The following is a 22,330-nucleotide window of genomic DNA, read 5'->3' on the forward strand; positions in this document are numbered from 1 at the left end:
GCCCATCGAAGGTTCGGGGCTCAGTGGCCCGTCGCGCCGCCGTTGTCCCTGCGGTCGAGGGCGCGCTGGAGCGCGGCGGCGGCGTTCTTACGGTCGGACTCGCTCGTACGGGAGACGTGACGGACTCGGCGGCGGACGGTCGTCTCGGCCATGGGAAATCGACTCCTTATGACAGCACGGAGTGCAGAAGGGGTTACGAGACGCCGGGTGGGGCGGGGAGCGGTGCCGCAGGGGTTGCCTGCCTAGGGCTCCGGCTCACGACCGCCATTCGCTTGATCGAGCGAGACGTTCGGCTCCTACAAAGCTAAGCGAGGACGGAGCGTCTGTCTCCACAATTACTTGGGCTTCCTACTATCTGAGACGGCGAAATGGGTCACACCCCGCTGACCTGCGACGATGCCTGATCCGGTCAGAGCACGTCGCCGTCGCGCCAGTCGAAGACAAGTTCGTACGCGGGGTCGAGCGCACCGGCGGAGGCAGGGCGGAGGAAGAGCCAGACCTCCTCGTCCGGGAGGTGCACGATGCCGTCCGGGCCGAGCGCGTGGATCCGTCCCGGCCACTCCTGCCAGCCGCGACCGGCATACAGACCCTCGCCCTCGTACGTGGCGGACAGCGCGCCGAGTGCGTACGCGCGGTCGATGACCCCTTCCAGGGCGGCCATGACCCGGCCACCGAGCCCTTGGCGCCGGACGTCCGCGCGGACCGCAACGCCCTCGACGTAACCGGTGCGCAGCGAGCGGCCGTGGTGCAGCACCCGGCGCTGGATCACCGCGCCGTGTGCGGCGAGACCGGTGTCGTCGTGTACGAGGGCGTGGACGCCACCGAGCGTGTGGTCCCAGTCCTCCTCGCTGAAGTCGCCTTCGAAGGCGTCGTCCAGGAGAGTGCGGACGGCGCGGAGCTCTGCGGGGGCGAGATCGGCCGTGTGAGCGGTACGCAGTCGGAGGGTCATCGCGTCAGTATCGCGGGGGCGGCGGGTGCGGACGGCTCGCTTCGGGAGCACCATGGGGAGTGGAGCGGTTCGCGATTCCGGCTTCGGCTTCGGCTTCGGCTTCGGGAGGGAGACCCGATGACCACCGCACTCCCGCGTACGCGTGTGATGACCCAGCACCGGTTCGGCGGACCGGAGGTTCTGGTGATCGAGGAGCGGGAGCGGCCCGTTCCAGGTCCGGGTGAGGTGTTGCTGAGGGTGCGTGCGGTGGGGGTCAACGCCCTTGACCGGCTGGTGCGTTCAGGGGCGGCTCCGGTCCTCGGGGAGCCGCCGTTCACATTGGGTGTCGACGTCTCCGGCGTGGTTGAGGCGACCGGTGAGGGTGTCACGCTCTTCCGCCCCGGTGACGAGGTCTTCGGCAAGATCCCGGCCGGCGGCTACGCGGAGCACGTCACCGCGCCGGCCGAGCACTTCGCGGCCAAGCCCACGACACTGGACCACGTCCACGCGGCAGCCGCGCCCACGGCGACGCTCACCGCCTGGCAGGCCCTCGTCGACCTCGCCCAAGTCGCCCCGGGCACACGTGTGCTGGTGCACGCGGCGGCGGGCGGTGTCGGCCACGCGGCAGTACAGCTTGCCAAGGCAGAGGGCGCGTACGTCATCGGCACGGCGCGCGCCGACAAACACGGCTTCCTGTACGACCTCGGCATCGACGAGGCGGTCGACTACACGGCCACGGACTTCGCCACCGCCGTACACGACATGGACGTGGCCCTCGACCTGATCGGCGGCGACTACGGCCCGCGCACGCTCAACACCCTGCGTCCCGGTGGCCTGTTGATCTCGGCGATCCCCGGCGACCTCGGCCTCTCCCCCGAGGACGTGGACGCCCGAGGCATGCGCTTCGCGGTCGTCCAGACGGAGCCGTCGGGCATCCGCCTGGGGAAGATCGCCTCGCTCCTGGCGAGCAATCGCCTGCGTATCCACGTGGAGGCGGTCCTGCCCTTCACGGAGGCAGCCAAGGCCCATGAGCTGAGCGAGTCCGGACACGTCCAGGGCAAGCTCGTCCTCACGCTCCCGGACTGACGCCTTCCTCCGGTCACCTCCCACGCTGAAGGTCCGGTCTCTGTACTGAACCATTCGTCAGCAATCCGATGTCTGATGCTGTCAGACTTCTTGACACTCCTCAAGAGCCCCTTCACCCTCACAGTCATCCGATGTCTGTGACAGGAGGGGTTCTACATGGCGGTCCAACCCCGGGCCCGCACCATCGTGTTGACGCTCTGCTCCGCACTGCTTGCCACGGCCACCACGGCGCTTCCCGCTCGCGCCGAGGCGCCCGCGGCCCCCGCATCCTGGGAGGTACGCGGCCCACACGGCTCCCCCACGGCCGTGGTGGCTCTCGACGACGGCCGGCCGACGCTCACCGTGAGACGCGCCGGCCGCACCGTCCTCGAACCGTCCCCGCTCGGCCTCGTCACCGAACAGGCCGACTTCTCCAAGGACTTGACCTTCACCGGCCGCAGCGACCGCACGATCAACGAGCGCTACACCATCCCAACCGGCAAGTCCCACAAGCGTGTTGCCCGGATGACCGAGTCCCGCTTCCGCTTCCGTACGGCCGACGGCGCCCGGCTCGACCTGCTCACGCGTGTCGCACCGGACGGCGTCGCCTACCGCTACGTCCTGCCGGGCGACCACGGCGACGTCGTACGCGAGGCCTCCGCCTTCACCTTCCCCGCCACGGCCGAGGCCGTCATCAACCGCTATCGCGCGGACAACGAACTCCCCTTCATCCGTTACGAGTCGGCAGCCGCCGCGCCTGAGGGCACGTACTCGATGCAGGCTCTCTTCAAGACGGACGGCGGCTACGCCCTGATCGCCGAGTCGGACCTCACCGGCAGCTACGCGGGCGCCCACCTCACCCACGCGGCCAACTCGCCGACGTACGGCGTGAGTCTGTGGAACGACGAGCCGGTCCAGGCGTCCGGCCCGCTCACCACCCCCTGGCGCGCGATGATCACAGGTGACCTGGCGACCGTCACCGAGTCAACCTTCACCGACGACCTCGCCCCCAAGTCCCGGGTCCGCGACACCTCCTGGGTCAAGCCGGGCGCGGCGCTGTGGACCTGGCTGGCCGGCGGCAAGGAGGCCGGGCAGAGCCTGGAGGCGCAGAAGAAGTACGTGAACTACGCGGCCGAGCGCAAGTGGCCGTACGAAGTCGTGGACGCGGGCTGGTACTTCAAGCCCGGCGAGTGGGAGGTCATCGACCCGGACTGGCAGACGAACAGCTGGATGCCGGAGCTGGTGCGCTACGGCAAGGAACGCGGCGTCGGCATCCACGTCTGGCTGCACTACACCCTCCTCACCGACCCCGTCGAACGCGAGAAGTGGCTCTCCACGCTGGAGAAGTGGGGCGTCAAGGGCGTGAAGATCGACTTCATGGACTCTGAGTCGCAGGAGCGGATGAGCTGGTACGACGACGTGCTGAAGGACACCGCGAAGCATCACCTCATGGTCAACTTCCATGGCTCCACGATCCCCAAGGGCATGCAGAGGACCTGGCCGCAGGTCATGACGCTGGAGGGCGTCGGCGGCGAGGAGAAACGCAACAACACGGCCGCGCAACTGGCCGCGCTGCCCTTCACCCGCAACGTCATCGGCTCCATGGACTTCACCCCGGGCGCCTTCCACCGCCCGTTCCGCCCCAACGTCCAGTCGGACGCGGGTGAGCTGGGCCTGAGCGTGCTCTACGAGTCCGGCATCCAGAACCTCGCCGGCACTCCGGAGTCGTACGACGCCCGCCCCGAGGCCCGCCGCTACCTGGAGCAACTCCCCACCGGCTGGGAGGACACCCGCCTGCTCACCGGCGACCCGGGCCGCTCGGCGGTGCTGGCCCGTCGGTCTGCCGACGGTCGCTGGTTCATAGGCGGTACGTTCGCGGGTGCGGCCCAGAGTGTGGACGTACCCCTGCGTCTCGGTGCGGGCAAGTGGCTCGTGGAGACCGTCACCGACGGCCCGTCGGGGCTGGTCCGGGAGCCGCACGTCGTCCACGGCGGCGACACACTCACCGTCCCGGTCGTGACGGACGGCGGCTTCGCGGCCCTTGCCTGCCGCTGGTCCCCGGGCCGCACGACCTGCGACCGCTGACCGGGCCGACCGAACACCGATACGACACCGCCCCCGCTCCGGAGTCCCGGAGCGGGGGCGGTAGTTGAACCCGTGCGGGATCAGCCCATGTGCGGGTACGGGTAGTCCGTCGGCGGGACCAGGGTTTCCTTGATGGCTCGGGTGAGGGTCCAGCGCTGGAGGTTCTGGGGGGCGCCGGCCTTGTCGTTGGTGCCGGAGTTGCGGCCGCCGCCGAAGGGCTGCTGGCCGACGACGGCGCCGGTGGACTTGTCGTTGATGTAGAAGTTGCCGGCCGCGTAGCGGAGTTTCTCCGCCGTGTACGCCGCCGCCGCGCGGTCGTTCGCGATGACGGCGCCCGTGAGCGCGTAGTCGGACACCGACTCCATCTGGGTCAGCATCTCCTCGTACTTCTCGTCGTCGTAGACGTGCACGGCGAGGAACGGGCCGAAGTACTCCGTCGTGAAGACCTCGTTGGCCGGGTCGGAGCACTCGACGACGGTCGGGCGGACGAAGTAGCCCACCGAGTCGTCGTACGAACCGCCCGCGACGATCGTGCACTTCGGGTCCTCGGCGGCCCGGTCGATGGCCGCCTTGTTCTTCGCGAAGGCGCGCTCGTCGATGACGGCGCCGATGAAGTTCGACAGGTCGGTGACGTCACCCATCTTGATGCCGTCGACCTCGGCCGCGAACTCCTCCTTGAAACCGGCGTTCCAGATGGAGGCCGGGACGTACGCGCGGGAGGTCGCCGAACACTTCTGCCCCTGGTACTCGAAGGCGCCCCGGGTCAGCGCGGTCTTCAGCACGGCACGGTCCGCGGAGGGGTGCGCGACGAGGAAGTCCTTGCCGCCCGTCTCGCCGACCAGACGCGGGTACGTGCGGTACTTGTCGATGTTCGCGCCGACCGTCTTCCACAGGTGACGGAAGGTCTTCGTCGAGCCCGTGAAGTGGATGCCGGCGAGGTCGCGGTGGTTCAGGGCGACCTCGGAGACGGCCAGACCGTCGCCCGTCACCAGGTTGATGACGCCCTTGGGCAGGCCCGCCTCCTCCAGCAGCTGCATCAGCAGGACGGCCGCGTGGGTCTGCGTCGGGGACGGCTTCCACACGACGACGTTGCCCATGAGGGCGGGCGCGGTCGGCAGGTTGCCGGCGATCGCCGTGAAATTGAACGGCGTGATCGCGTAGACGAAGCCCTCCAGCGGGCGGTGGTCGAGACGGTTCCAGACGCCGGTGGAGTTGGCCGGCGGCTGCTCGGCGAGCAGGTCACGGGCGTACTTGACGTTGAAGCGCCAGAAGTCGATCAGCTCGCAGGGGGTGTCGATCTCGGCCTGCTGCGCGGTCTTCGACTGGCCGAGCATGGTGGAGGCGGCCAGCGTCTCGCGCCAGGTCGTGGACAGCAGCTCGGCGGCGCGCAGGATGATCGCGGCGCGGTCGTCGAAGGACATCGCGCGCCAGGCGGGCGCGGCGGCCAGGGCCGCGTCGATCGCGTCCTGCGCGTCCTGCTGCGTGGCGTTGCGGAAGGTGCCGAGCACGGCCTTGCGGTTGTGCGGCTGCACGACCTGGAACGGCTCGCCGCCGCCCATCCGCTTCTCGCCGCCGATGGTGCAGGGCAGGTCGACCGGGTTCTCGGCCAGCTCCTTGAGCTTGGCCTCCAGGCGGGTGCGCTCGGGAGAGCCGGGGGCGTAGCCGTGCACCGGCTCGTTGACGGGGGTGGGGACCTGGGTCACAGCGTCCATGAGGTTCCGAACTCCTTAACTGAGCGGTGGGGTCAGCCCTTGGTGATCATCGAGCGGGCGAAGAAGCGGAGGTTCGCCGGCTTCTCCGCGAGACGCCGCATGAAGTAGCCGTACCAGTCGGTGCCGTACGCCGTGTAGACGCGCACGCGGTGGCCCTCGGCGGCGAGCCGGGTCTGCTCCTCGCCGCGGATGCCGTACAGCATCTGGAACTCGTAGTCGTCCAGTTTGCGTCCCACGCGCCGGGCCAGCTCCTGGGTGATGGCGATGAGGCGTGGGTCGTGGGACCCGATCATCGGGTAGCCCTCACCCTCCATCAGGATCTTCAGGATGCGGACGTACGCCTTGTCGATCTCGGCCTTGTCCTGGTACGCGACCGACGCGGTCTCCTTGTACGCCCCTTTCACGATACGCACGCGGCTGCCGTTCGCGGCGAGACGGCGGGCGTCGGCCTCCGTGCGGAACAGGTAGGCCTGGATCACGCAGCCGGTCTGCGGGAAGTCCTTCCGCAGCTCCTCGTGGATGGCGAACATCGAGTCGAGGGTGGTGTGGTCCTCCGCGTCCAGCGTGACGGTGGTGCCGATGCGGGCGGCGGCCTCGACGACGGGGCGGACGTTGGCGAGCGCCAGCTCGTGACCGCCGGGAAGCGCCTGGCCGAAGAGGGTCAGCTTGACCGACATCTCGGCCCGCTCGCCCAGGCCGAGGCCTTCGAGGTGGTCGATCAGTCGCAGGTACGCGTCGCGCGCCGCCGTCGACTGTTCGGGCGTGGTGATGTCCTCGCCGACCACGTCCAGGCTGACCTCAAGGCCACGGTCGGCGAGGTGCTTGACGACCGGTACGACGTCGTCGACCGTCTCACCGGCGATGAACCGCTCGACGACCGGCTTCGTCACCGGGGCCGCCGACACCAGTCGGCGCATTCTGTCGCTGCGCGAGGCGGCGAGAATCACGGGTCCCAACACGGGGCAACCTCCACAACAGCGACCAGCAGGGGGGCCGTAACCACACGTTCGCGGGTGAACGGTGCGGCGACGGCGCGGAGAACCACCGTGAAACTTAAGGATCCCTCCGATCGTGGGCCATCGACAGACGTCACGCATCCGTGCCCTGGATCTCAGACATCTGTATGAAGGGCGTGGAAAATGCGGGAGAATGCCCGAGTGACGCAGGCGAAAGGCGAGTACCAGGAGCTGGTCGACGAGATCTCGGAGCTCCTCGGCGCCCCCGCGACGCTGGAGAACCGGGACTTCGAGCTGATCGCCTTCGGCGCGTACGACAGCGACAGCGAGATCGACGAGTCCGCCCTCGATCCCGTGCGGACCCGCTCGATCCTCACGCGCCGTTCCACCACGGCGGTCCGCACCTGGTTCGAGGGCTTCGGCATCGCCCGGGCCACCGGCCCGGTCCGTATCCCGCCGACACCCGAGGCGGGGGTGTACCGGGGGCGGGTGTGCCTTCCGGTACGTCATCGGGGGCTCGTCCTCGGTTACGTATGGCTGCTCGCCGACGAGCCGGGCCCCACCGAGGAGCAGCTCGGCGCGGCCATGGAGGTGACCGCCCGGATCGGCGACCTCCTCGCGGACGAGGCCCAGGCGGGCGCGGACCTGACCCGTGAGCTGCGCGCCGTCCTGACCGCCGAGCGCGGCTGGCCGCGGGACATGGCGGTGGCGGAGCTGCGTACGGCACTCGGCATACGCGGCGAGGGCCTCCACACGGTGGTCTGCGTGACCCCCTGGCCGTCCGCCGACCCGGACGACGCGCCTTCGGTCCGTACGATCCCGGGGGCGACGGCCCTGTGCACGGTCCCGTGGGGCACCACCGGCCAGAGCCTGGCGCTACTGGTGCGGCTGCGCTCGTCGACGGTGCTGACTCCGGCTACTTCGGCGGCTGCGCGGCTGCTGAGGGAGGCGGAGGGGATGGGAGGGGGGTCCGGCCTGGCGGCTGGAACGCGGGGGGCTTCCGGAGGCCGGGCGGACGGGGCGCGGGAGGCCTCGGGAGGCCCGGCGGCGGGAATCGCCGCACCCCGCAGCGGCCTCGCCGAACTCGGCGCCGCCTGGCACGAGGCCTCGGCCGCGGCCGGCGCGGCCCTGGCCGAACCCGGGCTCGGCCCGGTCGCCGAGTGGGCCTCCATCGGCCCGTACCGTCTGCTGACGGCTCTGCCCGCGGAGGCGGCCCACGACCCCGTCGTACGCCCCCTGCTGGACCCGGCCCACCGTGAACTGGCCCGCACCGCCGAGGCGTTCCTCGACTGCGCGGGCCAGGCGGGCCGCACGGCAGCCCACCTGGGCATCCACCGCCAGACCCTCTACTACCGCCTCTCCCGCGTCGAACAGCTCACCGGCCTGGACCTGGACGACGGCGAGGACCGCCTGCTCCTGCACATGACGCTGAAGGCGCAGCGTCTCTGAGCCCTACCCGCGTCGGTCTCAGGCCAGGGACTCGAAGTACGCCTTCTGCGCGGGGTAGTAGTCGTCGAAGTCCGGGCGGGGCCCGTCCGTGCGGGCGGCGGTGAGCATGTCCAGGTAGTACTCCCAGCCGGGGCCGGTCGAGCCGAGATCCTCCGTGGAGGTGAGGTGGTGGACCAGGCGGAGTTCGGTGGTGCCGTCGGTCTCGGCCAGGAGCAGTTCAAGGGACCAGACGCCGGCCTCGTCCTCAGTCGTGACGGCGAGCCGGTGCGGAGGTTCGCAGGCCTCGATGCGCATCGGCATCCAGGGCGCCGACTCCTCGAAGGCCATCTGCGCCTCGATGGTGCGGCCCGGCGCCGCCTCGCCGCGCCACGGCCCGAACCAGCGTGCCGTGCGCTCCGGCTCGGTGACGCTCGCCCAGACGTCGTCGACGGGGGCGCGGTAGGTGCGGGTGAGGATCAGGTCGTATCCAGTCGGCGTGGGTACGAGCCGCCCGGTGGGTGTGGGTTCCGAGGTCGTGCCAGTCATGCCGTGTCCTCCCTGGAGTGGTGCGCGGTGTCGGCGGGCTCCGCCCGGCCGCGGTCCCGGCGTGTGCGGTGCACCTCGGTGTCAAGGGCGGCGAGGCGCGTAGCCCAGTCCGGGCGCCGTTCGTCGAACTGGGTGAGCCACGCGGCCAGTTCACCCAGCCGGGAGCGGACGAGCGAGTAACGCCGATGCCGTCCGACCTGCTCGTCCCGCACCAGGCCGCTCTCCCGCAGCACCCGCAGATGACGGCTCACCGCGGGCCGGCTGATGGTGAACCGCGCGGCGATCTCGCCCGCCGTCAGCGGGGCGTGGCGCAGCATGACCAGGATCTCCCGGCGCACCGGATCGGCGACCGCGACGGCCACCTCGGTCAGTTCGTCCACGACTGAAGCGTAACCCGTAGGTTACGCGTTGAGCCAGAGGCGGGCCCGAGGTCGGCCAGAGGTTGAAATTCGGACGGGATTACTGAAAACGATTGTCATCATGCTACGGTCAGGCATACGTCCCCTTGACCACCCCTTTACCGGAGGGTCCCGTGCGTCTGCCCGCCCGCCTTCTCCCCGTGTCCGCGGTCGCCGCCGCCTCCGCCCTGCTCACCGGCTGCTTCTCGGGGGCCGCCTCGGACAGCTCCGCCGAGGGCGGCGAGAAGCGGGTACGCGTCGCGCACATGCAGCCGCCGCGCTCCGGGCTCTCGCCGCTGTCCGACGATGCGTTCAAGCTGTCCCGCTGGTCGACCGCCGAGACGCTCGTCAAGCTCGACGCGGAGGGCGACGCCGAACCCGCGCTCGCCACCAAGTGGCAGCAGAACGGCAAGACCTGGACCTTCGAGATACGTGACGGCGTGACCTTCCACGACGGTACGAAGCTCACCGCCGAGGCCGTCGTACGCTCGCTCACCGAGGCCGCCGGCGCCTCCCCCAAGCCCCGCATCCTCGACGGCGTGGACCTGACCGTGAAGGCCCAGGGCGACTCGGTCGCCGTCACCACCGGCACCGAGGACCCGCTCGTCCCGCAGCGGATGAGCTCGCCGCAGCTGTCGATCCTGGCGGCGAAGGCGTACGAGGGGAAGACGGTCAACCCCGTCGGCGCGGGCACCGGTCCCTTCGAGCTGAAGAAGGTGAACGGCACGTCCTCCGCGTCCCTCGACCGCTACGACGACTACTGGGGCGGCAAGGCCAAGTCCCCCGGAATCGACGTGAAGTTCGTGCCCGACGGCACCGCCCGTGCCGCCGCCCTGCGCAGCGGCGAGGCCGACGTCGTCGAGGCGGTGCCGGTCTCGCAGGCCGCGCTGCTCGAGGAGGACCAGATCACCGAGGTGCCGATGCCGCGCACCAACACCCTGTACCTGAACACCTCCGAAGGTCCTTTCCAGGACGCCGCGTTGAGGGCCGCCGCCCACGAGGCCATCGACGCCGAGTCGATCGTCAAGGGCGTGTACGAGGACCGCGCCGACGTCGCCGAGGGCCTGCTCGGGCCCGCGCTGCCGTGGGCCGCCGACCTGCGTACGCCGGTCAAGCGCGCCAAGGCCGGCGACCCGGCCGGGAAGACCATCACCATCGGTACGTTCACCGACCGCGCCGAGCTGCCCGAGGTGGCCCAGACGCTGCAACAGCAGCTCCAGAAGGCCGGGTTCAAGGTGAAGCTGGACGTCCGCGAGTACGCGAACATCGAATCCGACGCACTGGCGGGCGAGTTCGACGCGTTCATCCTGTCCCGAGCGACGATCCTCGACTCCGGTGACCCGGCCGCGTACCTCTACAGCGACTTCGGCTCCAAGGGGTCCTTCAACATCTCCCAGCTCTCCGACAAGACCGTCGACGCGGCTCTGGACAAGGCCTCCGCGACCAAGGCCGGTGACGCGCGCCGCAAGGCCGTCATCGAGGCGGAGGCCGCGGTGCTCGCCACCGACGCCGCCATCCCCATGCTGCACGAGCGGGTCATCCAGGGCGACGCGGCCGGTGTCGTCGATGTCGCGCACGATCCGCGGGAGCGTGAGCTGATCACGAAGGACACCTACGTCAAGTGACGCTCGTGGCACGCCTGTTGAAGGCGGCGAGAACACCGGGCAGCCGGGCCGGACTCACCCGGCTCGGCTGCCTCGCGGCCGTCCTCGCCACCGTCGGACTGCTCCCCTGGCTCTCCGGCCGCGACCCCGCGCTCACCGTGCTGCGCGCCCGGTCCGCCGAGCAGGAAGCGACCGAGGAGGCGCTGGACGCGATCCGGGAGGATCTCGGACTGGGCGCGGGTCCCCTTTCCCTGCTGGGGAATTGGGCCTCCGGACTGCTCCGCGGCGACTTCGGCACCTCCTGGGTGTCGGGCACCGACGTACTGCCGTCGGTGGTGGCCGGGCTCCAGGTGTCGCTGTCCCTGATGGGCGCCGCCCTCGGCGTCGCGCTGCTGGTCGCCTGCGCCCTGGTCGCGCCCGTGCTCGTACGCGCCCGGGGGTCGGCAGGATCGTTGGCCGCGATGCTCGTCGCGCTGCCCGAATTCCTGCTCGCCACGCTCGCGTTGCTGGTGGGCGGTGTGTGGCTGGGCTGGCTGCCGACCTCCGGCTGGGTGGGCCCGCAGTACATGGTGCTGCCCGCCCTCGCCCTGGGCATCCCCGCGGGCGGTCTGCTCGGCCGTCTGGTCGCCGACGCGCTGCCCGCCGTGCTCGAGGAGCGGTGGGTGGAGCTGTGGCGGGGTGCGGGGGTCAGTCAGGCGCGGATCTCGGCCGCCGCGCTGCGGCGTGTACTGCCGCCGCTGGTACCGCAGTTCGGCATGGTCGCCGTCGGTCTCACGGGCGGGGCGGTCGCCGTGGAGGTCGTGTTCGCGGTGCCGGGCATCGGGCGTACGGCGCTGGGGGCGGCCAAGTCGCAGGACCTGCCGCTGCTCCAGGGTTCGGTCCTCGCGCTGCTCACGCTGGGCCTGGTCGCGGGTGCGCTGGCGGCCCTCGTACGGCGCCGGCTGCTGGGCCCGGCGCTGCGGGACGCGGGGCTGACGCTGCCCGCGGCCCGTCCGGTCCGGGCGCATCCGGCCGTTCCGGTGGCACTCGGGGCAGTGCTGCTCACTTGTATCGGCTGGGGGCTGCTGCGCGACCCGTACGCCGTGGACACGACCGCCCGCCTCCAGGCGCCGTCGTGGGCGTACCCGCTCGGCACGGACGGGCTCGGCCGTGACGTGCTGGCCCGGCTCGGGCACGGGGCGGCGTCGACGGTCGGCACGGCCGCCGCGGTCTGCCTGGTCAGTCTGCTCCTCGCGCTCGCCCTCGGCTTCCTGCCGTCCGTGGCCGCAGGCTCCTCGGACATCGCCAACGCGCTGCCGCCGGTGATCGTCGGCATCCTCGTCGCGGCGGCAGCGGGCCCCGGCACGGGCGGCGCGGCGCTCGCCGTGGCCCTGATCTCCTGGCCTCCGCTGGCGGCCCACGCGGCGGCACTGGTGCAGGAGGTGCGCGCCTCGACGTTCCTGCACGCCCAACGGGCCATCGGCGCAACGCCGTTCTGGATCCTCACACGCCACGTCCTGCCCTCCGTGACAGCCCCGGTCGCCCGCCACGCCATCCTGCGCCTGCCGGGCATCGCCCTGGCCCTGGCCTCCCTCGGCTTCCTGGGCCTCGGTGCTCAGCCGCCCGCTCCGGAGTGGGGGCTGCTCCTTGACGAGTCCCGCGCGTATGTGGAACGGGCTCCGTGGGCGGCGCTGGCTCCGGCGGTCGCGCTGGCGGTGATGGCGGGTCTTGCGGTGTCGTTGGCGGCTTATGCGGAGAGGGATGCGGGGGGTGCTGGGGGCACGGCCCGGACTGGTTCGGCTTCGGGGCGGGGCCGGTTCGCTGTCGCCTTTGCCTCGTTCCGTTCCCCCAAGGAGTCCGCCCAGGGATCCGTCAAGGAGTCTCTCAAGGAGCCCGTCCGATGAGCACGCCGAGTACACCGAGTACTGAAGTCCTCCTCTCCGTACGGGACTTGCGCATCTCCTTCGGCGCCGTCGAAGCGGTACGGGGCCTCTCCTTCGACGTACACGAGGGCGAAGTCCTCGCCGTGGTGGGCGAGTCGGGCGCGGGCAAGTCGCTGACGGCGCGGGCGCTGCTGGGCATGCCGCCGCGCGGGGCGACAGTGACGGGGAGCGTACGACTGGGCGCGGACGAACTCGTCGACGCCCCCCGCTCCGTACGCTCCGCCCTCTGGGGCCGCCGCGTCGCCCTCGTCCCCCAGGACGCGCTCTCGGCCCTCTCCCCCGTGCACCAGGTGGCCGATCAACTCGCCGCCGCCGTACGGTCCGTGGACCGCGTCTCCCGCAAGGAGGCGCGGGCCCGTGCGGTGGCCGCGCTGGAGGAGGTCGGCATCGCGGCGGACAAGGCGCGGGCGTATCCGCACGAGTTCTCCGGCGGCATGCGTCAACGGGCGGTCATCGCCATGGCGATGCTCCACCAGCCGGACCTGGTCATCGCCGACGAACCGACGACGGCCCAGGACCCGGAGACGCAGAAGCAGGTCCTCGACCTGCTGGCCACCAGGACGGGCGCCGCCGGCGCGTCCCTCGTCCTGGTCACGCACGACCTCGCGACGGTACGGGAGCACGCGGACCGGATGGTGGTGATGTACGCGGGGCGGTTGGTCGAGGCGGGGCCGGTGGGTGAGGTGTTCGCGCGGCCACGGGCGCCGTATACGGCGGGGCTGTTGGCGTCGGTGCCGGAGGCGCACCCCGTCAGGAGCACAGGACTCCGACGACTCCCCGCAATCGCCGGAGCTCCGCCCGTCCCCACCGACCTCCCACCCGGCTGCGCCTTCGCCCCCCGCTGTCCCCTGACGGACGCCACCCGCTGCCGTACGGAGCAACCCGAACCCGAGACCCACGACGGCCGCACCGTCGCCTGTCACCGCTGGCGCGAACTGCCCGACAACCCCGCCGAGTTGTTCCTGGAAACCGTGTGAGCCACGTGAGCGATGTGAACCCCCTCCTGGACGTACGCGACCTCGTCGTCCGTCACGGCACCCGCACCGTCGTGGACCACGTCTCCTTCGACATCTCCCCCGGCGAGACGCTCGGCCTCATCGGCCCGTCGGGCTGCGGCAAGTCGTCCACCGCCATGGCCGTACTGCAACTGCGCCGCCCCGACAGCGGCGAAGTCTGGTTCGACGGGCAGGAGTTGACCGCGATGGACGAGCGGCGGCTCCGGCCGCTGCGGCAGACCATGCAACCCGTCTTCCAGGACCCGTACGGATCGCTCAGCCCCCGCCACCGGATCCGCGACGCCATCGCGGAACCCCTGCACGTACAAGGGAGTTGGGACCGCACAACCGGCCCCGCCCGCGTGGCCGAGCTGCTGGAGCGGGTCGGCCTGGACCCGACCCACGGCGACCGCCGCCCGCACGAGCTGTCCGGCGGACAGTGCCAACGCGCCGGTATCGCCCGAGCGTTGGCCTGCGAGCCCAAGCTCCTGATCCTCGACGAACCGGTCTCCGCCCTCGACCCGTCCCTGCGCGCCGGAATCCTCAACCTCCTGGCCGAACTGCAGGAACGCCTGGGCCTGGGCTACCTGTTCATCTGCCACGACAGGGCGCTCGTACGCCACTTCTGCGACCGTGTGGCGGAGATGCGGGACGGCCGCCTCAGCTCTTCGTAGCCCTGGCCGCCGCGGCGATGACCTGGCGCAGCCCTTCAGCGAGCTGCTCCGCGCCGGGTGCGGTCTTCGGGTCGAAGGTCCACTGCGCGATCAGACCCGTCATCAGGGTCACGTAGAACATGCCGAGGGTGTCCGCGGTCTCGTCTGAGACGTCCTCCTCACGCCCGCCCATGAGCATCGGAATCAGCCCGCGCGCGGCCTCCCGCTGCGCCAGAGCCAGGTGATCGCGCACCTCGGGCATCTGGTCACCCATGGCCAGGGCCTCCACGCTGAGGTGCCAGATCGAACCCGGCTCCCGCATGGTGCCGATGATGTTCGACCACACCCCCTGGAACCGTTCGAGGGAGCCGGGCTCGGTATCGCTCAGGGCCGTCCCGTCCCCCTCGAAGGCGTCACCCATCCCCTCGACCAGCGACACGTAGGCCTGCGCCAGCAGCGCGTCCTTCGAGCCGTAGTGGTAGCCGATCGAGGCCAGGTTGGTCCCCGACTCCTTGACGATGTCGCGCGCGGTCGTGCGCGCGAACCCCTTCGCCAGCAGGCAGCGCTTGGCGCCTTCGAGCAGATCCTCACGGTGTCCCATGCGGGCCACCATACTCCGATCCATACGACCGTCCTATACGGCCGATTTACACAATCGTTCTAGACAAACGTTTAATACGCTCGTACATTGCTCGGCATGACGAATCCGACGAGCACGACCACCGACCCCGCGCCCCTTGCCGGCCGCCGCGAATGGTTCGCGACCGGTGTCCTAATGCTGCCGCTGCTCCTGGTCTCGATGGACGTCTCCGTCCTCTACTTCGCGATCCCGGACATCAGCGCCGACCTGGAGCCGTCCGGCACCCAGCAGCTGTGGATCTTCGACATGTACGCCTTCGTGCTCGCCGGACTGCTGATGACGATGGGCTCGCTGGGCGACCACATCGGCCGTCGCAGGCTGCTCCTGATCGGCGCGGCGGCCTTCGGCGCGGCCTCGCTGGTGGCGGCGTACGCGAACAGTGCCGAGACGCTGATCGCGGCCCGCGCGGTGCTCGGCATCGGCGGTGCGACGCTGATGCCGTCGACGATGGCGCTCATCCGCACGATGTTCACGGACCAGGCTCAGCGCGCCAAGGCGATCGGCCTGTGGTCAGGCGTCATGACGGCCGGCATCGCACTCGGCTCGGTGATGAGCGGCTTCCTCGTCGAGCACTTCTGGTGGGGCTCGGTCTTCCTGGTGAACCTGCCCGCGATGGTGATGCTGCTGGTCCTCGGCCCGATTCTGCTCCCCGAGTCCAGGAACCCGGCGCCAGGCCGCTTCGACCTGCTGAGCGTGCCGCTGTCCATGGCCGCCGTCCTGCCGGTGATCTACGGCCTCAAGGAGATCTCCTCGGAGGGCTGGAACGTCCGCTACGTCATCTCAGTGACCGTCGGCCTGCTCTTCGCCGCCCTCTTCGTCCACCGACAGCGCACCATCGCCTCCCCGATGATCTCGCCCACCCTCTTCCGCGGCCGCGGCTTCGCCCCCGCCGTCTCGCTGAACCTGCTCTCCATGTTCGCGATGATGGGCTCGGCGTACTTCACCACGCAGTACCTCCAGTCGGTCCTCGGCAAGAGCTCCATGGAGGCCGCGCTGTGGGGGCTGCTGCCCAGCACAGCGGTCGGGATCGCCGCGCCGGTCGCCGCGCAGCTGGTGCAGCGGGGGGCGAACCGTGCGCACGTCGTCGCCGGGGGCTTCGTGGTCGCCGCCTGCGGTTACGGGATGCTGACCGTCTCCGGTACGGACTCGATGTGGCTGGTGCTGGGCGGAGCCGCGGTCATCGCCTCCGGGATCGTCGTCGTGATGTCACAGATGATGGACCTGGCGCTGAGCACCGTACCGGTGGAGAAGGCCGGCACCGCCTCCTCGGTCCTGGAGACCGGCGCGGAGTTCGGCGGGGCGCTGGGCATGGCGGCTCTCGGCTCCATCGGCACCGCGGTGTACCGCGACGGGATCCCGGCCTCGGCTCCGGGCCCGGCCCACGAGACGCTCGGCGGCGCACTCGCCGTGGCCCAGCAACTACCGGGCCGCACGGGCGAAGCCCTCGTGACAGCGGCCCGCGAGGCCTTCACCGACGGAATGCAGGCGGCTGCGATCGCCGCGACGGTGCTCCTGCTGGGGGCGGCGGTCCTGGCGTCGGTGACACTGCGGCGAGTACGGGTCCGCGAGGCGAAGGCCACGGAGTGCGAGTGCGATAAGGCTGCCCTCGTCTGACGAGGGCCCCATGAGGGCGGCCCCACACAAGAACGCCGGGCGGGCTGGAAATCCAGCCCGCCCGGCACCTTCAAGCCCGTCCGGCGTTTGAGGACGAGGCCGTTCAGGCCGATACGGGGGTCTGGGGGCGGAGCCCCCAGGTGGCGGGCATCCTCACACGAGGTTGACCGACCGAGCCGACGTCGCGCCGATCTCCTCGGCCAGCTCGTTGAGCACGTTCTGCGGAACCGTGTCGTCCACCGTCAGGATCGCCAGTGCCTCGCCACCCAGGTCCGTACGAGCGACCTGCATGCCGGCGATGTTGATGCCGGCCTCGCCGAGGATCCGGCCGAGGGTGCCGACGACGCCCGGGCGGTCGACGTACTTGAAGACGACCATGTGGTCCGCGAGGGCGAGATCCACGTCGTACTCACCCACCGCGACGATCTTCTGGTGGTGCTTCGGTCCGGCCAGCGTGCCGGAGACCGACACCGCCTCGCCGTCGGCGAGCGTGCCGCGCACCGTCACCACATTGCGGTGGTCCGGCGACTCCGAGCTGGTGGTCAGCCGCACCTCGACACCCCGCTCCTGCGCGAACAGCGGAGCGTTGACGTACGACACGGTCTCGTCGACGACATCCTCGAACACGCCCTTCAGAGCGGAGAGTTCGAGCACCTTGACGTCGTGCTGGGTGATCTCGCCGTACACCTCGACATCGAGGCGGGCCGCGACCTCGCCCGCGAGCGCGGTGAAGATGCGGCCGAGGTTCTCGGCGAGCGGCAGACCCGGCTTGACGTCCTCGGCGATGACGCCGCCCTGGACGTTCACCGCGTCCGGGACGAGCTCACCGGCGAGCGCGAGCCGCACGGAACGGGCGACCGCGATGCCCGCCTTCTCCTGCGCCTCGTCCGTGGACGCCCCGAGGTGCGGGGTGCAGACGACCTGGTCGAACTGGAAGAGCGGGGAGTCCGTGCAGGGCTCCTTCGCGTACACGTCGAGGCCCGCGCCCGCGACGCGGCCCTCCTTGAGCGCCGAGTGCAGCGCCTCCTCGTCGACGATCCCGCCACGTGCGGCGTTCACGATCCGCACCGACGGCTTGACCTTGTGCAGCGCGTCGTGGCCGATGAGGCCGAGGGTCTCGGGGGTCTTGGGCAGGTGCACGGTGATGAAGTCCGAGACCTCGAGCAGCTCGTCGAGGGAGAGGACCTTCACACCCATCTGTGCGGCCCGCGCGGGCTGCACATACGGGTCGTACGCCACGACCTTCATGCCGAAGGCCGACATGCGCTGTGCGACGAGCGCGCCGATGCGGCCGAGGCCGACGACACCGAGGGTCTTCTCGGCGAGCTCGACGCCCGTGTACTTGGAGCGCTTCCACTCGCCGTTCTTGAGCGCCGTGTTGGCCTGCGGAATGTGGCGCGCGGTGGCCAGGAGCAGGCCGCAGGCGAGCTCGGCGGCGGTGACGATGTTGGAGGTCGGTGCGTTGACGACCATCACGCCGGCCTTGGTGGCGGACGAGACGTCGACGTTGTCCAGGCCGACGCCGGCTCGTGCGACGACCTTGAGCTTGCCGGCGGCCGCGATGGCCTCGGCGTCGACCTTGGTGGCGGAGCGGATCAGGATCGCGTCGACCTCGGCGATGGCGGGGAGCAGTTCGGCTCGGTCCGCTCCGTTGCAGTGCCGGATCTCGAAGTCCGGGCCCAAGGCGTCGACGGTCGCGGGCGACAGTTCTTCAGCGATGAGTACGACCGGTTTGCCGTTGGCAGCAGTGCTCACGTGAGTCCTCACAAGTCCAATGCGGACGGCCGTCCCGACGGCCGCATGCGGTGGAGGGATTGCCGCGTGGAAGACGCACGACGCTGTGGGCCCGACGCGTATGTAGTGCAGCAGTCTAGTGCCGCGCGGGAGGACGTCCTGCGCCTCCGCGGAAGGATCACCCGTCCGTGGCTGCACACCGCGGACGAGCGGTTACCGGAGGTTCGGCGAAGGGGCCGCAGCAAGTCGCTGCGGCCCCCGTGCCTACGGCTTACGCCTCGTCGTCATTGACCCAGCTCATCAGCTTGCGCAGCTCTTTGCCAGTGGTCTCCAGGAGGTGGTTCTCGTCCTGGGTCTTGTACTCGTTGTACTTCTTCAGACCGCCGTGGTACTCGGCCATCCACTCGCGGGCGAAGGAACCGTCCTGGATCTCGGCGAGGACCTTCTTCATCTCGGCCTTGGTGGCGTCCGTGATGATCCGCGGGCCGGTGACGTAGTCGCCCCACTCGGCGGTCTCGGAGATCGACCAGCGCATCTTGTCCAGGCCGCCCTCGTACATGAGATCCACGATCAGCTTCAGCTCGTGCAGGCACTCGAAGTACGCGATCTCCGGCTGGTAGCCGGCCTCGGTCAGCGTCTCGAAACCGGCCTTGACCAGCGCGGCCGTACCACCGCACAGGACGACCTGCTCACCGAACAGGTCGGTCTCGGTCTCCTCGGTGAAGGTCGTCTTGATGACGCCGGCGCGGGTGCCGCCGATGCCCTTGGCGTACGAGAGAGCCAGCTCGAAGGCGCTGCCGGTGGCGTCCTGCTCGACGGCCGCGATACACGGAACGCCGCGGCCCTCCTCGTACTGGCGGCGCACGAGGTGGCCCGGGCCCTTGGGGGCGACCATGCAGACGTCGACGTTCGCCGGGGGCTTGATGAAGTCGAAGCGGATGTTCAGGCCGTGGCCGAAGAACAGCGCGTCGCCGTCCTTGAGGTTGTCCTTGATGGACTCCTCGTAGACCTGCGCCTGGATCGGGTCCGGCACCAGGATCATGATGACGTCGGCCTCGGTGGCGGCCTCCGACGGGGTCACCACGCGCAGCCCCTGCTCCTCGGCCTTCGCCTTGGACTTGGAGCCCTCGTGCAGACCGACGCGGACGTCGACACCCGAGTCGCGCAGCGACAGCGCGTGGGCGTGGCCCTGGCTGCCGTAGCCGATGACCGCGACCTTGCGGCCCTGGATGATGGACAGGTCGGCGTCAGCGTCGTAGAACAGCTCGGCCACTTTGGGTTCTCTCCTCGGGAGTACAGGTGTTGCGTCCCACCGTATGACGGTGAGGGGAAGGGAAGTTTCCGGGTCTCGGAATACGGGCGGCAGGCCCCCCTATTTGGAGGCTCGACCGCCCGTATCAAGGCTTACGCGGAACGGTCCAGCGCGCGCAGCGACCGGTCCGTGATCGAACGCGCGCCGCGGCCGATCGCGATGGTGCCGGACTGGACGAGTTCCTTGATGCCGAAGGGTTCCAGCATCTTGAGCATGGCCTCCAGCTTGTCGCTGGAGCCGGTGGCCTCGATGGTGACGGCCTCCGGGGAGACGTCGACCGTCTTGGCGCGGAACAGCTGGACGATCTCGACGATCTGGGAGCGGGTCTCGTTGTCGGCGCGGACCTTCACCAGAACGAGTTCCCGCTGAACGGCCGAGCCCTGCTCGAGTTCGACGATCTTCAGGACGTTGACGAGCTTGTTGAGCTGCTTCGTCACCTGTTCGAGCGGCAGGTCCTCGATCACGTTCACCACGATGGTGATACGGGAGATCTCGGGGTGCTCGGTGACGCCGACGGCGAGCGAGTCGATGTTGAAGCCGCGGCGGGAGAACAGGGCGGTGATCCGGGCGAGGACACCCGGCTTGTTCTCGACCAGGACGGAGAGCGTGTGCTTGGACATTTCTGTGTGGTCTCTCTCGTTCAGTCGTCTTCGTTGTCGCCGAAGTCGGGGCGGACGTCCCGGGCGGCCATGATCGTGTCGTTCGAGGTGCCGGCGGCGACCATCGGCCAGACCATCGCGTCCTCGTGGACGATGAAGTCGATGACGACCGGGCGGTCGTTGATGGAGTTCGCCTCTTCGATGACCTTGTCCAGGTCGTCCAGGGACTCACAGCGGATCGCGTGGCAGCCCATGGCCTCCGACAGCTTCACGAAGTCGGGGACGCGGGTGCCCGCGCTCGGCGCCGCGGGGGAGCCGCTGTTGGATCCCACGCTGTCCGCCTCGGGGCCGGAGTGCAGCACGGTGTTGGAGTAGCGCTGGTTGTAGAAGAGGGTCTGCCACTGGCGGACCATTCCGAGGGCGCCGTTGTTGATGATGGCGACCTTGATCGGGATGTTGTTCAGGGCGCAGGTGGTGAGTTCCTGATTGGTCATCTGGAAGCAGCCGTCGCCGTCGACAGCCCAGACCGTACGGTCCGGCCGCCCCGCCTTGGCTCCCATGGCGGCCGGGACCGCGTAGCCCATGGTTCCGGCGCCGCCGGAGTTGAGCCAGGTCGCGGGCTTCTCGTACTGGATGAAGTGCGCGGCCCACATCTGGTGCTGGCCCACGCCCGCCGCGAAGATCGTGCCCTCCGGGGCGAGTTGACCGATGCGCTCGATGACCTGCTGCGGCGAGAGCGAGCCGTCGTCGGGCTGGTCGTAGCCGAGCGGGTAGTTGTCGCGCCAGCGGCTCAGGTCCTTCCACCAGGCGCTGTAGTCGCCGGTGTTGCCCTCGCTGTGCTCTTTCTGCACGGCCTGGATCAGATCGGCGATGACCTCGCGGGCGTCCCCGACGATCGGCACGTCGGCAGCGCGGTTCTTGCCGATCTCGGCCGGGTCGATATCGGCGTGGACGATCTTGGCGTACGGGGCGAAGCTGTCCAGCTTGCCGGTGACGCGGTCGTCGAAGCGGGCTCCGAGGGCGACGATCAGGTCGGCCTTCTGCAGCGCGGTGACGGCGGTGACCGAACCGTGCATGCCCGGCATTCCCACGTGCAGCGGGTGGCTGTCGGGGAATGAGCCGAGCGCCATCAGGGTGGTGGTGACGGGCGCTTCGGTGAGTTCTGCGAGGACCTTCAGCTCGGCGGTCGCGCCGGCCTTCATGACGCCGCCGCCGACGTACAGGACGGGCCGCTTGGCGGCGGTGATCAGCTTGGCGGCCTCGCGGATCTGCTTGGCGTGCGGCTTGGTCACCGGGCGGTAGCCGGGCAGGTCGTGGGCGGGCGGCCACTGGAAGGTGGTACGGGCCTGGAGGGCGTCCTTGGCGATGTCGACGAGGACCGGCCCCGGGCGGCCGGTGGCGGCGATGTGGAACGCCTCCGCGATGGTCCGCGGGATGTCCTCGGCCTTGGTGACGAGGAAGTTGTGCTTGGTGATCGGCATCGTGATGCCGACGATGTCCGCCTCCTGGAAGGCGTCCGTGCCGATCGCCTTGGACGCGACCTGGCCGGTGATCGCGACCAGCGGCACCGAGTCCATGTGCGCGTCCGCGATCGGCGTCACCAGGTTGGTCGCGCCGGGCCCGGACGTCGCCATGCAGACGCCGACCTTGCCGGTGGCCTGCGCGTACCCGGTGGCCGCGTGACCGGCGCCCTGCTCGTGGCGGACCAGCACATGCCGCACCCGCTTGGAGTCCATCATCGGGTCGTAGGCCGGGAGGATCGCACCGCCGGGAATGCCGAATACCGTCTCGGCCCCGACCTCCTCGAGAGAACGGATGAGGGACTGCGCACCCGTGACGTGCTCGGGCGCGGACGGCTGCCCTGAGGAACGGGGCCGCGGCTGCGGATGGTGGGCCCCGGTGGCCTGCTCGGTCATCGGCATTCTCTTCTCGATGCTGAGGGTTTTTGCGAAGTTTGTACGAAGTTCGACTGGTGTTGGTGCAACAAAAAACCCCTCGTGCCGTGAGGCAAGCGAGGGGAGCGCGTCGGGTGCGGTCGCTGGGAGTTCCGGGTCATCGATCCGGTCGTTCCCAGCTCAGCCGACGCGCTTTCCAAGTACGAGAATTCGGGTGCGCATGGCACAGACCCTCTCCCCGGCA

Annotated in this window: 19 protein-coding genes; 8 read left to right on the top strand and 11 right to left on the bottom strand. The window is 70.0% G+C overall.

Annotated elements, in window-relative coordinates:
* Positions 1-20: 20 nt before the first annotated feature.
* Positions 21-152 (bottom strand): hypothetical protein, encoded by a 132-nt coding sequence (locus IEZ21_RS48380; RefSeq protein ID WP_103782913.1) that lies wholly within the window; start codon positions 150-152, stop codon positions 21-23.
* Between the two features lie 257 nt (positions 153-409).
* Complete coding sequence (locus IEZ21_RS04070; protein ID WP_189320499.1) at positions 410-949, bottom strand: GNAT family N-acetyltransferase; 540 nt, start codon at positions 947-949, stop codon at positions 410-412.
* 117 nt (positions 950-1,066) lie between these two features.
* Here IEZ21_RS04070 and IEZ21_RS04075 point away from each other — a divergent pair, with 117 nt between their 5' ends.
* Entirely contained in the window at positions 1,067-2,014 is a 948-nt protein-coding gene (locus tag IEZ21_RS04075) for an NADP-dependent oxidoreductase (RefSeq protein ID WP_189320500.1), read from the top strand.
* Between the two features lie 156 nt (positions 2,015-2,170).
* On the top strand, positions 2,171-4,078 hold the full coding sequence (locus IEZ21_RS04080) for a glycoside hydrolase family 97 protein (RefSeq protein ID WP_189320501.1): 1,908 nt from the start codon (positions 2,171-2,173) through the stop codon (positions 4,076-4,078).
* 80 nt (positions 4,079-4,158) lie between these two features.
* Here IEZ21_RS04080 and pruA read toward each other — a convergent pair whose 3' ends face one another.
* Both pruA and IEZ21_RS04090 read right to left on the bottom strand, forming a co-directional pair.
* Positions 4,159-5,790: an L-glutamate gamma-semialdehyde dehydrogenase gene (gene pruA, locus IEZ21_RS04085; protein WP_189320502.1), complete on the bottom strand. Its 1,632-nt coding sequence runs from the start codon at positions 5,788-5,790 to the stop codon at positions 4,159-4,161.
* A gap of 32 nt (positions 5,791-5,822) precedes the next feature.
* The gene (locus tag IEZ21_RS04090) at positions 5,823-6,749 is read right to left on the bottom strand and encodes a proline dehydrogenase family protein (protein WP_189320503.1); all 927 of its coding nucleotides are present in this window, start codon (positions 6,747-6,749) and stop codon (positions 5,823-5,825) included.
* A 180-nt stretch (positions 6,750-6,929) separates the two neighbouring features.
* Between IEZ21_RS04090 and IEZ21_RS04095 the strand changes: the two genes are divergently transcribed.
* Positions 6,930-8,195, top strand: a complete 1,266-nt coding sequence (locus IEZ21_RS04095; RefSeq protein ID WP_189320504.1) for a PucR family transcriptional regulator — start codon at positions 6,930-6,932, stop codon at positions 8,193-8,195.
* An 18-nt stretch (positions 8,196-8,213) separates the two neighbouring features.
* Here IEZ21_RS04095 and IEZ21_RS04100 read toward each other — a convergent pair whose 3' ends face one another.
* Entirely contained in the window at positions 8,214-8,720 is a 507-nt protein-coding gene (locus tag IEZ21_RS04100) for an SRPBCC family protein (protein ID WP_189320505.1), read from the bottom strand.
* A complete protein-coding gene (locus IEZ21_RS04105; protein WP_189320506.1) occupies positions 8,717-9,100 on the bottom strand; it encodes a metalloregulator ArsR/SmtB family transcription factor in 384 nt (127 codons plus the stop codon). The genes IEZ21_RS04100 and IEZ21_RS04105 overlap by 4 nt, the downstream gene beginning before the upstream one ends.
* 152 nt (positions 9,101-9,252) lie before the next feature.
* Here IEZ21_RS04105 and IEZ21_RS04110 point away from each other — a divergent pair, with 152 nt between their 5' ends.
* From IEZ21_RS04110 to IEZ21_RS04125, 4 genes are read left to right on the top strand one after another with little or no spacing between them, the layout of a single operon-like run.
* Positions 9,253-10,743, top strand: a complete 1,491-nt coding sequence (locus IEZ21_RS04110; RefSeq protein ID WP_189320507.1) for an ABC transporter substrate-binding protein — start codon at positions 9,253-9,255, stop codon at positions 10,741-10,743.
* Complete coding sequence (locus IEZ21_RS04115) at positions 10,740-12,605, top strand: ABC transporter permease subunit (protein ID WP_246567266.1); 1,866 nt, start codon at positions 10,740-10,742, stop codon at positions 12,603-12,605. The genes IEZ21_RS04110 and IEZ21_RS04115 overlap by 4 nt, the downstream gene beginning before the upstream one ends.
* Entirely contained in the window at positions 12,602-13,621 is a 1,020-nt protein-coding gene (locus IEZ21_RS04120) for an ABC transporter ATP-binding protein (RefSeq protein ID WP_189320508.1), read from the top strand. The genes IEZ21_RS04115 and IEZ21_RS04120 overlap by 4 nt, the downstream gene beginning before the upstream one ends.
* A 5-nt stretch (positions 13,622-13,626) precedes the next feature.
* Entirely contained in the window at positions 13,627-14,313 is a 687-nt protein-coding gene (locus IEZ21_RS04125) for an ATP-binding cassette domain-containing protein (protein WP_189320910.1), read from the top strand.
* On the opposite strand, the gene IEZ21_RS04130 is transcribed toward IEZ21_RS04125, so the two are convergent.
* Entirely contained in the window at positions 14,300-14,893 is a 594-nt protein-coding gene (locus IEZ21_RS04130; protein WP_189320509.1) for a TetR/AcrR family transcriptional regulator, read from the bottom strand. The two genes, IEZ21_RS04125 and IEZ21_RS04130, sit on opposite strands and share 14 nt — an antisense overlap.
* Before the next feature lie 96 nt (positions 14,894-14,989).
* Here IEZ21_RS04130 and IEZ21_RS04135 point away from each other — a divergent pair, with 96 nt between their 5' ends.
* Positions 14,990-16,546, top strand: coding sequence for an MFS transporter (locus IEZ21_RS04135; RefSeq protein ID WP_189320510.1), 1,557 nt, complete (start codon positions 14,990-14,992; stop codon positions 16,544-16,546).
* Positions 16,547-16,699: 153 nt separating this feature from the next.
* Here the strand turns inward: IEZ21_RS04135 and serA are convergent, their stop codons facing one another.
* The 4 genes from serA to IEZ21_RS04155 form a co-directional block, all read right to left on the bottom strand.
* Positions 16,700-18,301: a phosphoglycerate dehydrogenase gene (serA, locus tag IEZ21_RS04140; protein WP_189320511.1), complete on the bottom strand. Its 1,602-nt coding sequence runs from the start codon at positions 18,299-18,301 to the stop codon at positions 16,700-16,702.
* A 250-nt stretch (positions 18,302-18,551) separates the two neighbouring features.
* Positions 18,552-19,553, bottom strand: a complete 1,002-nt coding sequence (gene ilvC, locus IEZ21_RS04145; protein WP_033321035.1) for a ketol-acid reductoisomerase — start codon at positions 19,551-19,553, stop codon at positions 18,552-18,554.
* 131 nt (positions 19,554-19,684) lie between these two features.
* Complete coding sequence (ilvN, locus tag IEZ21_RS04150) at positions 19,685-20,212, bottom strand: acetolactate synthase small subunit (RefSeq protein ID WP_033321034.1); 528 nt, start codon at positions 20,210-20,212, stop codon at positions 19,685-19,687.
* 20 nt (positions 20,213-20,232) lie between these two features.
* A complete protein-coding gene (locus IEZ21_RS04155) occupies positions 20,233-22,113 on the bottom strand; it encodes an acetolactate synthase large subunit (protein WP_189320512.1) in 1,881 nt (626 codons plus the stop codon).
* Positions 22,114-22,330 lie beyond the last annotated feature (217 nt).

Origin of the sequence: Streptomyces flaveus (genome assembly GCF_014647675.1) — a bacterium.
In the GTDB taxonomy this organism is placed as follows: Bacteria; Actinomycetota; Actinomycetes; order Streptomycetales; family Streptomycetaceae; genus Streptomyces; species Streptomyces flaveus.

Excerpts from the sequence above, each read along its gene's own strand:
- IEZ21_RS48380 (WP_103782913.1), bottom strand. The coding sequence starts at position 152 with ATGGCCGAGACGACCGTCCGCCGCCGAGTCCGTCACGTCTCCCGTACG.
- IEZ21_RS04070 (WP_189320499.1), bottom strand. The coding sequence starts at position 949 with ATGACCCTCCGACTGCGTACCGCTCACACGGCCGATCTCGCCCCCGCA.
- IEZ21_RS04075 (WP_189320500.1), top strand. The coding sequence starts at position 1,067 with ATGACCACCGCACTCCCGCGTACGCGTGTGATGACCCAGCACCGGTTC.
- IEZ21_RS04080 (WP_189320501.1), top strand. The coding sequence starts at position 2,171 with ATGGCGGTCCAACCCCGGGCCCGCACCATCGTGTTGACGCTCTGCTCC.
- pruA (WP_189320502.1), bottom strand. The coding sequence starts at position 5,790 with ATGGACGCTGTGACCCAGGTCCCCACCCCCGTCAACGAGCCGGTGCAC.
- IEZ21_RS04095 (WP_189320504.1), top strand. The coding sequence starts at position 6,930 with ATGCGGGAGAATGCCCGAGTGACGCAGGCGAAAGGCGAGTACCAGGAG.
- IEZ21_RS04100 (WP_189320505.1), bottom strand. The coding sequence starts at position 8,720 with ATGACTGGCACGACCTCGGAACCCACACCCACCGGGCGGCTCGTACCC.
- IEZ21_RS04120 (WP_189320508.1), top strand. The coding sequence starts at position 12,602 with ATGAGCACGCCGAGTACACCGAGTACTGAAGTCCTCCTCTCCGTACGG.
- IEZ21_RS04130 (WP_189320509.1), bottom strand. The coding sequence starts at position 14,893 with ATGGGACACCGTGAGGATCTGCTCGAAGGCGCCAAGCGCTGCCTGCTG.
- IEZ21_RS04135 (WP_189320510.1), top strand. The coding sequence starts at position 14,990 with ATGACGAATCCGACGAGCACGACCACCGACCCCGCGCCCCTTGCCGGC.
- ilvN (WP_033321034.1), bottom strand. The coding sequence starts at position 20,212 with ATGTCCAAGCACACGCTCTCCGTCCTGGTCGAGAACAAGCCGGGTGTC.
- IEZ21_RS04155 (WP_189320512.1), bottom strand. The coding sequence starts at position 22,113 with ATGCCGATGACCGAGCAGGCCACCGGGGCCCACCATCCGCAGCCGCGG.